This window comes from Caballeronia sp. GAWG1-5s-s, from assembly GCF_023631445.1.
GTDB lineage: Bacteria > Pseudomonadota > Gammaproteobacteria > Burkholderiales > Burkholderiaceae > Caballeronia.
Genome location: NZ_JALQDC010000018.1, coordinates 77986 through 91437 on the forward strand (window position 1 = coordinate 77986; position 13452 = coordinate 91437).

Annotated in this window: 12 protein-coding genes and 2 pseudogenes; 8 read left to right on the top strand and 6 right to left on the bottom strand. The window is 66.9% G+C overall.

Going from position 1 to position 13452, the window contains the following annotated elements:
• Positions 1 to 126: 126 nt before the first annotated feature.
• On the top strand, positions 127 to 1833 hold the full coding sequence (locus tag NCR34_RS13370; protein WP_248320697.1) for an isovaleryl-CoA dehydrogenase: 1707 nt from the start codon (positions 127 to 129) through the stop codon (positions 1831 to 1833).
• Between the two features lie 450 nt (positions 1834 to 2283).
• On the opposite strand, the gene NCR34_RS13375 is transcribed toward NCR34_RS13370, so the two are convergent.
• The 5 genes from NCR34_RS13375 to fliE form a co-directional block, all read right to left on the bottom strand.
• Complete coding sequence (locus NCR34_RS13375; protein WP_206467213.1) at positions 2284 to 2586, bottom strand: EscU/YscU/HrcU family type III secretion system export apparatus switch protein; 303 nt, start codon at positions 2584 to 2586, stop codon at positions 2284 to 2286.
• The gene (gene fliK, locus NCR34_RS13380; RefSeq protein ID WP_248320698.1) at positions 2583 to 3938 is read right to left on the bottom strand and encodes a flagellar hook-length control protein FliK; all 1356 of its coding nucleotides are present in this window, start codon (positions 3936 to 3938) and stop codon (positions 2583 to 2585) included. The genes NCR34_RS13375 and fliK overlap by 4 nt, the downstream gene beginning before the upstream one ends.
• A gap of 46 nt (positions 3939 to 3984) precedes the next feature.
• Complete coding sequence (locus tag NCR34_RS13385) at positions 3985 to 4314, bottom strand: flagellar protein FliT (RefSeq protein ID WP_175938520.1); 330 nt, start codon at positions 4312 to 4314, stop codon at positions 3985 to 3987.
• Positions 4315 to 4345: 31 nt separating this feature from the next.
• Positions 4346 to 4765, bottom strand: coding sequence for a flagellar export chaperone FliS (gene fliS / locus NCR34_RS13390; RefSeq protein ID WP_175938522.1), 420 nt, complete (start codon positions 4763 to 4765; stop codon positions 4346 to 4348).
• A 404-nt stretch (positions 4766 to 5169) separates the two neighbouring features.
• Positions 5170 to 5538 carry a flagellar hook-basal body complex protein FliE gene (fliE, locus tag NCR34_RS13395; RefSeq protein WP_248320699.1) on the bottom strand — a complete coding sequence of 123 codons (369 nt, stop codon included), beginning with the start codon at positions 5536 to 5538 and terminating at the stop codon, positions 5170 to 5172.
• A gap of 272 nt (positions 5539 to 5810) precedes the next feature.
• On the opposite strand from fliE, the gene fliF reads away from it, so the two are divergent.
• The 7 genes and pseudogenes from fliF to NCR34_RS28350 form a co-directional block, all read left to right on the top strand.
• A complete protein-coding gene (gene fliF / locus NCR34_RS13400; RefSeq protein WP_248320700.1) occupies positions 5811 to 7574 on the top strand; it encodes a flagellar basal-body MS-ring/collar protein FliF in 1764 nt (587 codons plus the stop codon).
• Positions 7564 to 8559 carry a flagellar motor switch protein FliG gene (fliG, locus tag NCR34_RS13405; protein WP_248320701.1) on the top strand — a complete coding sequence of 332 codons (996 nt, stop codon included), beginning with the start codon at positions 7564 to 7566 and terminating at the stop codon, positions 8557 to 8559. The genes fliF and fliG overlap by 11 nt, the downstream gene beginning before the upstream one ends.
• Positions 8552 to 9232, top strand: coding sequence for a flagellar assembly protein FliH (gene fliH / locus NCR34_RS13410; RefSeq protein WP_175938529.1), 681 nt, complete (start codon positions 8552 to 8554; stop codon positions 9230 to 9232). Before fliG ends, fliH begins: the two co-directional genes overlap by 8 nt.
• Positions 9226 to 10752: a flagellar protein export ATPase FliI gene (fliI, locus tag NCR34_RS13415; RefSeq protein WP_248320702.1), complete on the top strand. Its 1527-nt coding sequence runs from the start codon at positions 9226 to 9228 to the stop codon at positions 10750 to 10752. The genes fliH and fliI overlap by 7 nt, the downstream gene beginning before the upstream one ends.
• Positions 10753 to 10813: 61 nt before the next feature.
• A complete protein-coding gene (gene fliJ, locus NCR34_RS13420; protein ID WP_175938533.1) occupies positions 10814 to 11263 on the top strand; it encodes a flagellar export protein FliJ in 450 nt (149 codons plus the stop codon).
• A 74-nt stretch (positions 11264 to 11337) separates the two neighbouring features.
• Positions 11338 to 12780, top strand: a complete 1443-nt coding sequence (locus NCR34_RS13425; protein ID WP_248320703.1) for a flagellar hook-length control protein FliK — start codon at positions 11338 to 11340, stop codon at positions 12778 to 12780.
• A gap of 377 nt (positions 12781 to 13157) precedes the next feature.
• Positions 13158 to 13271 (top strand): annotated as a pseudogene (locus NCR34_RS28350) (IS481 family transposase); the annotation flags it as partial.
• Between the two features lie 28 nt (positions 13272 to 13299).
• Here the strand turns inward: NCR34_RS28350 and NCR34_RS13430 are convergent.
• Positions 13300 to 13452, bottom strand: a pseudogene (locus NCR34_RS13430) (IS481 family transposase); the annotation flags it as partial.

Here is a 13452-nt window from a genome sequence, read left to right on the forward strand (position 1 = left end):
ACAACCGGGCGCTCGCGTCCGGCCGCCAATGAAGAGAGCGATGCCTCTACCCGTGCGCCGAAACGCCGGCCTATGATTCATGAATTCGAGATGGCTCCGACGCCGCCCGAGACAGGAGACCGCTGTATGAATGCTTCATCCGCCGATGCACCCGCCAGCCGGTTCGGTCAGACGCACGAGGTCGCGAATCAGGCGCCGCCGCTCGAGCGTTACGACGCGTTCGCCACCGATTGCGCGCTCGCGGCGGCGGTCGAGCGCGAAGGCGCCGGCTGGCACGCCGACGCCCTCTCGCGCGACGGCTGCGCGCTCACGCAGCCCGATGTTCTCGCGCTCGCCCATCTGGCCAACCGCCATACGCCGGAACTGGCGACGCACGATGCGCGCGGCGAGCGCATCGACGCGATCGAATTCCATCCCGCGTGGCACGAACTCCTGCGCCGGTTGCGGCACGCCGGCCTGCACGCTTTGCCGTTCGAACCGCACGCCCGCGCCGGCTCCATGGCCGCGCGTTGCGCGAGCTACTTTCTGCACGGCCAGCTCGAATCCGGTTCGCTGTGTCCGATCACGATGACGTTCGCCAGCATTCCGGTGTTGCGCAACGAGCCGGCTTTGTACGCGAGGCTCGCCGGACCGCTGCTGTCGCGCGAACACGATCCGCGCGACATTCCGCTCGAAGCCGGCAAGCGGTCGATGATGATCGGCATGGGCATGACCGAGAAGCAGGGCGGCTCCGACGTGCGCAGCAACCGCACGCGCGCCGAGCCGCTCGGCGCGGGCGGGCGCGGCGGCGAATACCGGCTCGTCGGCCACAAATGGTTCTTCTCCGCGCCGCAGTGCGACGCGCATCTGGTGCTCGCGCGCGCTTCGGCCGAAGGCGGGCTGTCGTGCTTCTATGTGCCGCGTTTCGCGCCGGACGGCCGCAAGAACGCGGTTCACGTGCAGCGTCTGAAGGACAAGCTCGGCAATCGCTCGAATGCGAGCAGCGAGGTCGAATTCTTCGATGCCTACGGCGTCATGGTCGGCGAAGAAGGTCGCGGCGTGCCGACGATCATCGAAATGGCGAACTTCACGCGGCTCGACTGCGTGATCGGCAGCGCGGCGCTCATGCGCGCGGCGCTCGTGCAGGCGATTCATCACGCGCGGCATCGGAGCGCGTTCGGCGCGCGGCTCGTCGATCAACCGTTGATGCGCAACGTGCTCGCGGATCTCGCGCTGGAATCCGAGGCCGCGACGCTCCTGTTCATGCGGCTCGCGGGCGCGTTCGAACGCAGCGCGGCGGCGGGCAGCGCGCCGGCCGAGCGCGCGTGGCGGCGCATCGTGACGCCCGCCGCGAAGTTCTGGGTCTGCAAGCGCGCGCTCGAATTCACCGGCGAAGCCATGGAAGTCTGGGGCGGAAACGGCTATGTCGAATCGGGCCCGATGGCGCGTTTCTATCGTGAAGCGCCGGTCAATTCGATCTGGGAAGGCTCGGGCAACGTGATGTGCCTCGACGTGCTGCGCGCGTTCGAGCGCGAGCAGGACGCGGCGCACGCGCTTCTCGATGACTGGCGCGACGCGGCATCCGCGCATCCGGCGCTGGGCGCGGCGCTCGGCGCGCTCATCGGAATGCTGACGGGCGATGCATCGGAAAGAGAAGCGTCGGCGCGGCGCATCGCGCAGCAGTTGGTGTTATGTGCGCAGGGCGTGTTGCTCGCGCGTCATGCGCCGGAGGACGTGGCGCAGGCGTTCATCGAGACGCGTCTCGGCGATGCGCGCGGCGAAACGGGGCGCGTCTACGGCACGCTGCCGGCGCGGTTCGACCACGCGGGGATCGTGGCGCGGGCGTTTGGCTAGTGCGACGGCGGGCAGAACCGTGCAAGGGGGCGTTCCAGCTGCCCTGGGGGGCGCGTAGTGATGCGAACAAATGAACTGGGTCAACAGCGACGCCCTGCTCATAAGGCCGCGCTGCAAGGAGAAGCGGCCGCGCCGCCGCTCTTCGCGGCCAGGCCGTCGGTATCAAGCGACCGACGAAGACGCTCACCGCCAGAGCCCACGCGACCAAGCTGCGAAAAATGCCCGGCGCCGGACAGTGCGCCGCACAGCCAATGGCATTTCAAGATCGCTTCGAAAAAGGAAGCGCCGGAGACCGACCCCGACGAAAGGCGCCCAGCCGGTCTAGGCAGCGGTGCTTGCAGCGGAAAAGCACACGATCGCCGCACTCGATTCAACGCAAGAGGCTACGCAGCCATGCGTTCTCGTCGGCAAACGGGCAGCCGCCGAAGCGCAAACAATTGCACCGCGCCCTCAACGCACCGCCCGCCCCGCCTCCCGCAACGGCTCTTCGTTCTCCAGCCGATACACCCACGAAAGCAGTTCCGCCACCGCCTGATAGAGCGCAGGCGGAATATGCGCGTCGAGGTCCACCTGCATCAGCAGCGAGACCATGTCCGGCGATTCGTGCACGTAGACGCCCGCCTCTTTCGCGCGCTGCACGATCATCTCCGCGACGATGCCATAGCCCTTCGCGACGACGCGCGGCGTCGCTTCGCGATTGCCGGCTTCGTAGGTGAGCGCGGTCGCCTGCTTGCGGCCATACGGCGTGCTCATGTCGCGCCTCCTTCATTGCGCGGCGACGCGCGAAACAGATGTTCGAGCGGCGACCGAACCGGCTTCGGCGCCGCATGGCCTGTGTCGTGCGCGACATCGGTGCCCGCCGCGCCGTCGATCGAACGCACCGAAAACGACGCCAGCGCGATGCCCGCCGCATCCAGTTGACGCGCGAACGCCGCGCCATCCGCCGCGAGCCGGGCCGCGCCCTTGTCGCTCGCATTGATGCGCGCGACGAGCTTCTCTCCGCTCAGGACCAGTTCGGCGTCCACGGTGCCGAGCGCCGGCAGCGACAGCGTGACGCGGGTGCGCCACGCGCGCTCGTCCGCCGCCGGTTCTGGCGCGCGGGCATCGCGCGGCTCGCGGGCAATTTCCCATTCGAAGCGCGTGCCCGGCCACGCCTCGCCTTGCCAGCGGAACTGCCCGTTCGCGAGAAGATCGAGTTGCTGGCGCACGATGTCGAGCGTCGCCGGATGCACGCCCGCCGCCACCGACGCCTGCATCGCCGAACCCGAACCGGACGGCGCGGGCTGCGCGCTCGCACTGCTCGCGCTCGCGGCTCCGCTCTGCGAATTCGAAAGGGCCGACGCGGGCGCGTCGCGCACCGACGCGGCGAGCGCCGCCGCCTGCTGCGGCGTCTGCGGCATCTCGACGGCGCGCGCGGGCGTCGGCGGGGCGTTGTCGTGAAGATCGGGGAAAACGGGCGACGCTAAGAACGCCGGCGCGGCATGCGCCCCGTCCGGCGCGCCTTCGCTCGCAAAATCGAACGGCAGCGACAGCGCGCGCGGATCGACGCGGGCCTGCGGCTCGTTGCCGAGCGAGGCTGCGGTGCGCTGGCCTGCGAGCCATTGCGCGAGATGCGATTCGTAGAAGAGCCCGCTTTCGCCGACGGTCTTCGCCAGCTCGCCCGCCAGCACGGACGCCGGCAGCGGCGGCAAATTCTGGCTCGCGGCGCGCGCCGCCGCGACGGCAGCGGCGTTCGACGAGAAAGCGGTATCGAAAAGGCCGGTGGTGAGCGCGGCGAACGCGCTCGCGGGGTGCGGCGGCGTCGGCCATAACGGCGCGTCGCCGATAACGGCCGACGCGGTGCCGGACAAGCGCGAAATCACGTCGAGCGTGCGCGCGACGCTGGAAAGCTCGGTCTGCGCCGATGCCGCCGGGCCCGCGCCCGCCGCGCCGGATTCCGGCGTGTCGGGCGTATCGACCGTGGCGGACGTGCCCGCCTGCGTCGTCGTGCGTCCCGCGGCGGCGCCCGCCGCGCCGTTCACCGCGTCGGCCGCGCGGATCGCGGAAAGGACGAGGTCCGAGCGGCCGGCCAGGAGCGTTGCTATCGCGGAGTCGAATCCTGTCATGCCGAGATTCCTCAAGTACGTCCGCGAAGCCTCGCGGCGTGTCTGCCTAACGCAGTCCTATCATCTTTTTGAGCACGCGCGCCGGACTGTTGACCGCGAAGAGCGCGGACAGCCGCGCGAGACTCGGCGATGTCAGGTCGCGGATGGCGGCGTCGTCGGCGAGAATCTTCTTCACGAGGTCCAGCTTGCGTGCCCGCGCGGTCTCGTCGAGCGCCGATGCGTGATCGGCGTCCTTCAACTGCTCGACGAGGTCGCGATACGTGCCCTGCATCGCCTTCAAATCGCCCAGGTCGCCTTCGCGCGCCGCTCTCAGCATCTGGGCGGACAGCGCGGCAATGGCTTCGTAGTGAGCGAAGTATTCTTCTGTCGTTTTCATTCTTCTGCGGCAGTCGCCCACCGTTTTTCGTTCAGACGGCTGCGGCGGTCATTTGCGCCACTTCCGGTCCGATACCGACCCACGCTTCCTCGAGCGTCGCCAGCAGATTGTCGACTTCCACGAGCATCGTCTCGCTCTGCTCCATGTTCGCCTGCAAAAGACGCCGCGTCATGTACGAATAGAGCGCGTCGAGCCGCTGCGCGATTTCGCCGCCCGCGTCCTTGTTGAGCGCCTGCTGAAGCCCGCTTTCGACGATGCTGATTGCCTTGCCGATCGCCTGGCCGCGCGCGCCCACGTTGTTCTGCTGCGTATGCATGCGCGCCTGCGCGATGGCCTGCCGCGCGCCCTGATAGAGCATCACGATGAGCCGGTGCGGGCTGGCTCCCATGACGCCGGTCTGAACGCCGACGCGCGCATATGCGTTGGCTCCCGCCTGTCCCTGCGAAAACATCGATGGCTCCTGTCTCGACGACTGTTACGGCTTCTCGCCCCGGTTAGCCGGGGCGCGCGTTCGCGCGTGCCCCGGCCCCGTCTCGTCCCGTGCAAATCCATGCAGCCGGCGAGCGTGGCTCGAAGCCCTCACCCGCGCCGCCTGCAACCTGTATCCCCCGCGACGCGAAGCACGCGGCATGTCGCCGTGTCGCTCCCGCGTCTGCCCCGGCTTTTTCCGGCCTGCGAACGTCCGCGCCGGCTCGAAACACGAAGGCGCGGCTCGCTTTCGCGAGCGAACCGTCGTTCGCCGGGCTGCTAACGGGGTTATCGGAGAAACGCGCAAAAGCTTTAGGGCGCAAGGGTTTGGGGGCGAAAACCAAGCTCAAAGGCAGGATCGGAACGGTCGGCGGCGCTCGCCGGGCGTTAGACGGAGATCTGCATGATGTCGTTGTACGCGCTCACGAGCTTGTTGCGCACCTGCAAGCCGAACTGAAGGCCGACGTTGGCTTTCTGCATGTCCACCATCACGTCGTTGAGCGAAACGTTCGGCGCGCCGACTTCGAATGCATGCGCCTCGTTGAGCGCGGTCGTCTGGTTGGCGCTGATCTTGTCGATGGACGACTTGAGCGCGTCCGCGAAGCTGCCCGCGGTCGCCGCGCCCGAACCCGCGCTTTGTCCGGTCACCGCGCCGGACGCCACCGTGGCCGCGCTGCCCGCGCCGCCGGCGGCCTGCGCCGACATCGACTGAATGGCGCTCATCGCGGCGGAAAGCGGATTGATCGGAAAGTTCATATTGACTCCGTGTGACAGCAAATTGATGCAGGACCGTGGAATTGCCGGCGTCTGGCCGGCTCGGACGGGCCGGTAAAAAATGGCTCGTCCGGGTATGAAAAAGATTAGCAGCGGACCCCGTTTCGAAGCGTACGAAGAACGGGGAAAACCCCGCTCTATTCACCGAATCGACTTGCAAGGTAGTGCGGATAATCCATCTCGTGAAAAGACTTCCCCAACCGCGGACGACACTGCGGCGCGGGAAGAAGCCAAGATTCGGAGCTTCGACGCTAATGGAAACGCCCAACAACTCATTGATCACGCCCGACGCCAGAATGGGCCTGGCGGGTGCGCAGCCGGGCGCGGCAGGCGCGCCCGCAGCGGGCGCGGGCCTTTCCGCCGGCGGTTTCGCGCAGCGGGTGCCAATGCTTTCGCAGTTTCGCTCGAACCCGCGCGTGCCGCTGATCGTCGCCGTCGCGATTCTGGCGATGGTCGTCGCCGGTCTCGTGATGTGGTCGCGCCAGCCGGACTACCGCGTGCTGTTCAGCAATCTGTCGGATCGCGACGGCGGCGCGATCGTTGCCGCGCTTCAGCAGGGCAACATTCCCTACAAGCTGTCCGACGGCGGCGGCGCCATTCTCGTGCCGGCCGAGCAGGTTCACGAAACGCGTCTGCGTCTCGCGAGCCAGGGTCTGCCGAAGAACGGCTCGGTCGGCTTCGAACTGATGGACAACCAGAAGTTCGGCATCAGCCAGTTCGCCGAGCAGATCAATTACCAGCGCGCGCTCGAAGGCGAGCTGGAGCGCACCATTGGTTCCATTTCGTCGGTGAAGTCGGCGCGCGTGCATCTCGCCATTCCGAAGCCGAGCGTGTTCGTGCGCGACAAGGAACTGCCGACCGCTTCCGTGATGGTGAACCTTTACCCCGGCCGCGTGCTCGACGAAGGCCAAGTGCTCGCGATCGCGCACATGGTGGCATCGGGCGTGCCGGACATGCCGGTCAAGAACGTGAATATCGTCGATCAGGACGGCAACCTGCTCACGAGCCAGAGCGCCGTCAACGGCCTGGACGCGTCGCAACTCAAGTACGTGCAGCAGATCGAGCACAACACGCAAAAGCGCATCGACGCCATTCTTTCGCCGCTCTTCGGCGCGGGCAATGCGCGTTCGCAAGTGAGCGCCGACATCGACTTCTCGAAGCTCGAGCAGACCGCCGAAAGCTACGGCCCGAACGCCAACCCGCAGAACACGGCGATCCGCAGCCAGCAGTCGAGCGAATCGAGCGAAACGTCGGGCAGCGGCGCCTCGGGCGTGCCGGGCGCGCTCTCGAACCAGCCGCCGCAGCCGGCGTCCGCGCCGATCGACGCCGCCGCGTCGGGCACGACCGCCACGCGTTCCACGCCGACCAATCTGCGCAAGGACACGACGACGAACTACGAAGTGGATCGCACCGTGCGCCACTACGAGCAGGCGACGGGCGGCATCAAGCGTCTGTCCGTGGCGGTGGTCGTCAACTACGAGCGCCAGGTCGATGCGAAGGGCAACGTCACGATGAAGCCGCTCGCCGCCGACAAGCTCGCGCAAGTGCAGCAGCTCGTGAAGGACGCGATGGGCTTCGACGAGAAGCGCGGCGATTCGGTCAACGTGGTGAACAGCGCGTTCTCGTCGGATTCGGACCTGACGCCTGCCGTGCCGTGGTGGCGCACGCCGGACATGATTGCGCGCGGCATCTCGCTCGCGAAGTACGTGGGTATCGGCATCGTCGCGCTGTTCCTGTACTTCAGCATGGTGAAGCCCGCAATGCGCCGCGCGTTCCCGCCGCCGCCGGAAGAAGCGCCCGCGCTCGCCGCAGCCGACGAACTCTCGCTGCTGGACGGTCCGACGATTAGCGGCGAAGCGAAGCAGGACGAAGACAAGGATGCCGAGGTCAGCCTCCTCGGTCATGAAAGCAACAAGGCCAAATTCGATCGAAATCTCGACTACGCGCGAATGGTCGCGCGGCAGGATCCGAGAATCGTTGCGACGGTCGTGAAGAACTGGGTGTCCGATGAACGCTGAAGGTCTCAATAAAGCCGCGCTCCTCCTGATGTCGATCGGAGAGGAAGAAGCCGCCGAAGTTTTCAAGTATCTCGCCCCGCGCGAGGTGCAGAAGATCGGCGCCACGATGGCGGCGCTCAAGAACGTGACGCGCGAGCAGCTCGACAACGTGCTGACCGAATTCGTCGGCGAAGCCGAAAAGCACACGGCGCTTTCGCTGGATTCGAGCGAGTACATTCGCTCGGTGCTGACGAAGGCGCTCGGCGAGACCAAGGCCGGCGCGCTCATCGACCGCATTCTGCAAGGCAGCGATACGAGCGGTATCGAAGGCCTCAAGTGGATGGACTCGGGCGCGGTCGCGGAACTCATCAAGAACGAGCATCCGCAGATCATCGCGACGATTCTCGTGCACCTGGACCGCGATCAGGCGTCGGAAATCGTGTCGCTGCTAAACGACCGCCTGCGCAACGACGTGCTCCTGCGCATTGCGACGCTCGACGGCATTCAGCCGGCCGCGCTGCGCGAACTCGACGACGTGCTGACGACGCTGCTTTCCGGCAGCGACAACCTGAAGCGCGCGCCGATGGGCGGCATTCGCACGGCGGCGGAGATTCTCAACTTCATGTCGAGCAATCACGAAGAAGGCGTGCTTTCGAACGTGCGCGAGTACGACGCGGAACTGGCGCAAAAGATCATCGACCAGATGTTCGTGTTCGAGAACCTGCTCGACCTGGAAGACCGCGCGATCCAGTTGCTGCTGAAGGAAGTGGAATCGGAAACGCTGATCGTGTCGCTGAAGGGCGCGCAGCCCGCGCTGCGCCAGAAGTTCCTCTCGAACATGTCGCAGCGCGCGGCCGAACTGCTCGCCGAAGACCTCGATTCGCGCGGTCCGGTGCGCGTGTCGGAAGTCGAGCAGCAACAGCGCAAGATTCTGCAGATCGTCCGCAATCTGGCGGAAAACGGCCAGATTCAGCTAGGCGGCAAGGCGGAGGACGCGTATGTCTGACGCCGCCACCCAGAACCGGGGCGAGAAGGCGCCCGTCTCCGCGTATCAACGCTGGGAGATGGCGTCGTTCGATCCCGTCACCGTCGACAACAGCGCGGCGGAACAGGCGGCGCTCGAAGCGCATCTGCGCCGCATCGAAGAAGACGCGCACGCGCACGGCGTCGCCAAGGGGCACGTCGCCGGTCAGGCGCTCGGCTATCAGGCGGGCTTCGAGCAAGGCCACGCGAAGGGTTTCGAGGACGGCCGCAAGGAAGCGCTCGCGCAGGCGGCGCAACTCGCGCAGATCGCCGATGCGTTCAAGACCGCGCTTCAGGCCGCCGACGCCGCCATCGCGGAAACGCTGGCCGGGCTGGCCGTCGATATCGCGCAGCAGGTCGTGCGTCAGCATCTGGCGCTCGATCCGACCGCGCTCGTCGCCGTCGCCCGTGAAGTGATCGCGGCCGAGCCGGAACTGTCGGGCGCGCCGACGCTGATCGTGAGCCCGGCCGACCTGCCGATCGTCGATTCGTATCTGAAGGATGAACTGGAATCGGCGGGCTGGACGGTGCGTCCGGACCCGGCCATTGAACGCGGCGGCTGCAAGGCGCACGCCGCGACCGGCGAGATCGACGCGACCAACGCGTCGCGCTGGGAACGCGTCGCCGCTGCGCTCGGGAGGAACAAGCCGTGGTGAACCATCGCATCACGCAGGACGGGTTGTCCGCGCTGGAACAGGAAATCGCGCGGGCGTCGTTCGGGCCGCTCGCGAGCGAAGAAGCCGCAAGCGACGCCGCGCCGGACGCGTACGCCGCGCACACCATCGCCGAACTGGCGAAGCTCGCGGGCAATCCCCACATCGACGCGTGGCGCGACAAGCTCGACGCGCTGAGGTCGCGCAACGCCATCGCGAAGCCGCTGCGTCCGTGCGGGCGCCTCACGCGCGCCGCCGGCCTCGTGCTCGAAGCGGTCGGCCTCAAGATGGGCGTGGGCTCCGAATGCATGATCGAACTGCCGCCCGGCAGCGCGATCCCGACGGCGGAAGCGGAAGTCGTCGGCTTCGCGGGCGACAAGCTGTTTCTGATGCCGACCACCGAAATGAGCGGCCTCTTGCCCGGCGCGCGCGTGTATCCGCTGGAAAGCGCGCCGATCAACGATCCGATGGCGGGCGCGAAGCGTCTGCCGGTCGGCTGGGAAATGCTCGGCCGCGTGGTCGATGCGTCCGGCCGTCCGCTCGACGGGCTCGGCCCGCTCGGCGCGAAGGTCGATGCGCCGCTCGCCGCGCCGGTCATCAATCCGCTGAACCGCGAGCCGATTCACAAGGTGCTCGACGTGGGCGTGCGCGCGATCAACTCGCTGCTCACGGTCGGGCGCGGCCAGCGCATGGGCTTGTTCGCGGGTTCCGGCGTCGGTAAGTCGGTGCTGCTCGGCACGATGGCGCGTTATACGAGCGCGGAAGTGATCGTGATCGGGCTGATCGGCGAACGTGGCCGCGAAGTGAAGGAGTTCATCGAGCAGATTCTGGGCGAGGACGGTCTCGCGCGCTCGGTCGTCGTGGCCGCGCCTGCGGACGTGTCGCCGGTGCTGCGGATGCAGGCCGCCGCGTACACGACCTCGCTCGCCGAATATTTCCGCGATCAGGGCAAGCATGTGCTGATGCTGATGGATTCGCTCACGCGCTACGCGATGGCGCAGCGCGAGATCGCGCTCGCGATCGGCGAGCCGCCTGCGACCAAGGGCTATCCGCCTTCGGTGTTCGCCAAGCTGCCGGCGCTCGTCGAGCGTACCGGCAACGGGCCGGAAGGCGGCGGTTCCATCACCGCGTTCTATACGGTGCTGACCGAAGGCGACGACCAGCAAGACCCGATCGCCGACTCGGCGCGGGCCATTCTGGACGGCCATATCGTGCTGAACCGGTCGCTGGCGGAGGCGGGGCATTACCCGGCCATCGACATCGAGCAGTCCATCAGCCGCGCGATGACTTCGCTCATCGACGACAAGCATCTGGAACGCGTGCGTCTTTTCAAGCAGATGCTGTCGCGCTACCAGCGCAACCGCGACCTCATCAACGTGGGCGCGTATTCGAGCGGCCGCGACGCGCTGCTCGACCGCGCGATTGCGCTGTATCCGCGGATGGAGTCGTTTTTACAGCAAGGTTTTCGTGAGCAGGCAAATTTCGAACCGAGTCTTGATTTGTTGCATCAGCTTTTCGACTAGTATTCGAGCCATTCGTCATAAGAACACGTAGAGCCCTGAAGACCACAGGAACCGCCACGTCATGTCCAAGAATCTGCCGATCAACACGCTCATCGAACTCGCGCAAGAAGAGCTCGACGCCGCCACCAAGAAGCTCGGGAAGTTGCAGCAGGAACGCAACGAGGCCGAGAAACAGCTCGAATCGCTCGTTGCCTACCGCGACGAGTATCACGCGCGCTTCACGGCATCTGCCCAGCAAGGCACGACGGCGCAGACGCTGCGCAACTTCCAGGCGTTCGTCGATACGCTGGATTCGGCCATCGCGCAGCAGCGCATGCTGCTCGTGACGGCCGACCAGCGCATCGAGGCGGCAAAGCCGGAGTGGCGGCTCAAGAAGCAGAAGGTCGGCAGCTACGAAGTGCTGGCTGCACGGGGCGAAGCGGTTCTCGCGCGCAAGGCGGCGCGTGTCGAACAGCGCGAAGCGGACGAGCACGCGGCGAAAGTGCTGCGCATGCGAGCCGAGCGCGCCTGACGGATTTTTAGCGGCGCTGCTGTCATGGCAGCGAGCGCCGCGTGTAGTTTATTTCAGGATTTAAGAGGTCGAACATGTCCTCCGTTTCAACCATCGGCGCGCTCACGGGCGCGAGCTCGTCGAGCGCATCGACGGCCAAGCGCGCGGCGAGCGCGGGCGTTTCGTTCGGGCTGACGCTGCAAGGCATCACCGACCGCGCGAACGCGGACGCCCTCGCGGCGAAGGCACTCACGTCCGGCGACAAGTCGAGCGTGCACGACGCCCCGAAGCCCGACGACAGCGCGAACGCCGGCAAGAGCGATGACGCGCAGGCGTCGACATCGGCGGACGCGAACGGCAAGACCGACGCGACGCACGACGCGCCGAAACATGCGGACAAGAGCGACGGCGCGGACGCGTCGAAGCCGGCCGCGAGCGCCAACGCGAACGCGAAGCCTGCGAATGCAGCCGATGCCGCTGCGAAAGCGGCCGCCGAAGCGAAGGCGCGCGCCGACGCCGCCGACGCGTCGGATGCGGATGCCGATGACACCAGCCTCGCCGCGCTCACCGATGCGGCGACTGGCGCGGCCACGGCGGCATCGGCGGACGGCGACGCATCCGCGACCGGCGACGCGAAGAAGAGCGCCGACGCGAACCCGGCTCAGGATGCGCTGCAAGCCGCGCTTGCGGCGATGAACGGCACGCCGGCCAATGCGGCTGCCGTGGCTGCGGCTGCGCATGCCGGCGGGAATGCCGCGAACGGCGCGAATGGCTCAAACGGCGCCAAGGCGACGGACGGGACGACGAGCGAAACGCAGGGCGCCTTGCTCGGCGCGGGCGCGAAGGGCGCGCGCGGCATCGCGTTGACGAACGGCGCATCGGGCGATGCGAAGAACGCGGCTGCGAGCGCGGCGCAGACGAACGCCGCCGCGCTTGCCACGGCGCAGGACGCGCTGACGCCGGCCGGCGACGGCGCGAGCGCCGCGTACAAGCAGTCCGCCGATGCGGCGGCGCATGCGGTCGCGTTGCAGGCGGCATCGGCGAATGCGGGCGTATCGAGCCCGCAAGGCGCGATGACGTCGGCGACGAGCGCGGCGATTGCGCCGCACGTGGGCGCATCCGGCTGGGACGATGCGTTCAGCCAGAAGGTCGTGTTCGTGTCGAAGTCGGATCAGCAGAGCGCGGAGCTCACGTTGAATCCGAAGGATCTCGGACCGCTGCAGGTGACGCTTCAGGTCGCCGACAATCATGCGCACGCGCTGTTCGTGTCGCAGCATGCGCAGGTGCGTGAGGCGGTGGAAGCTGCGATGCCGAAGCTTCGCGAGGCGATGGAAGCCAATGGCATCAGTCTCGGGAGCACGAGTGTCTCGGATGGGTCGGCGTTTGGGCGTCAGTCCCAGGGGGATGGTCAGGGCGGGGCTTCTTCTTCCTCTCGCGGAGGGCGGGGTGTTGGCGGTGGCGGTGGTCTCGAGGCCGCTGGCGGGGGCGTTTCTGCGGTCGTTCGGCGGACCGTGGGGCTTGTGGATACTTTTGCTTAAGGGCTTCTCTTTCCCCGATGGGCGTTGGTTTGGGTTCGGTCGTTGGGGTTGCCCTTTGCCGGGGCGAGGTTGCGGACCTACGCGGTAGCGCTTGGGGCGGTCTTTCTTTCGTTCTTTCGGGGAACTTATTCTCGCGTCGGTCTATTGGCGCTGCCCCTCCCCGGGGCGGGGGTCACTTTCTTTGCTGCTGTGTATAGACCGGAGACATGGGTAACAGGTGTGTCAGGACATAGGTAACACAGTCAACTGCTCCTGCTGCGCTCTTTCAAGTCGACGGTATCGATTCGATGATGAAGGAAGTACACGTCATAGCAGCCGTCGGTGTCCGGACACGCCCGCAGGGCGATCGGCAGGTTCGCCAGCGCGCTTGAGACTTTTTGACTGCGCTGGCGATCTGGCTGATGCGCCTTGGCATCCGGATCTCGTACAGCCGCCCCCGGCACCCGCAGACCAACGGTAAAGACGAACGGTTTCAACACGGCGCAAGTGCTCGCGCACCACCCGCGTGGGCGTGCTGCCGCAAGCATCGAGCGCCAGATCGAAGCGCGAGTGATCGTCCAGCACGGTGAACGGCGCGCAGCGCGTCCCACTGTCGAGTTCGATGCAGCCCTTGAAGTCCATCTGCCACAAATCGTTGGGATGCGCGTGTTCGAAGCGCTGCCACGGCAAGGC

Excerpts from the sequence above, each read along its gene's own strand:
- NCR34_RS13370 (WP_248320697.1), top strand. The coding sequence starts at position 127 with ATGAATGCTTCATCCGCCGATGCACCCGCCAGCCGGTTCGGTCAGACG.
- NCR34_RS13375 (WP_206467213.1), bottom strand. The coding sequence starts at position 2,586 with ATGAGCACGCCGTATGGCCGCAAGCAGGCGACCGCGCTCACCTACGAA.
- fliK (WP_248320698.1), bottom strand. The coding sequence starts at position 3,938 with ATGACAGGATTCGACTCCGCGATAGCAACGCTCCTGGCCGGCCGCTCG.
- NCR34_RS13385 (WP_175938520.1), bottom strand. The coding sequence starts at position 4,314 with ATGAAAACGACAGAAGAATACTTCGCTCACTACGAAGCCATTGCCGCG.
- fliS (WP_175938522.1), bottom strand. The coding sequence starts at position 4,765 with ATGTTTTCGCAGGGACAGGCGGGAGCCAACGCATATGCGCGCGTCGGC.
- fliE (WP_248320699.1), bottom strand. The coding sequence starts at position 5,538 with ATGAACTTTCCGATCAATCCGCTTTCCGCCGCGATGAGCGCCATTCAG.
- fliF (WP_248320700.1), top strand. The coding sequence starts at position 5,811 with ATGGAAACGCCCAACAACTCATTGATCACGCCCGACGCCAGAATGGGC.
- fliG (WP_248320701.1), top strand. The coding sequence starts at position 7,564 with ATGAACGCTGAAGGTCTCAATAAAGCCGCGCTCCTCCTGATGTCGATC.
- fliH (WP_175938529.1), top strand. The coding sequence starts at position 8,552 with ATGTCTGACGCCGCCACCCAGAACCGGGGCGAGAAGGCGCCCGTCTCC.
- fliJ (WP_175938533.1), top strand. The coding sequence starts at position 10,814 with ATGTCCAAGAATCTGCCGATCAACACGCTCATCGAACTCGCGCAAGAA.
- NCR34_RS13425 (WP_248320703.1), top strand. The coding sequence starts at position 11,338 with ATGTCCTCCGTTTCAACCATCGGCGCGCTCACGGGCGCGAGCTCGTCG.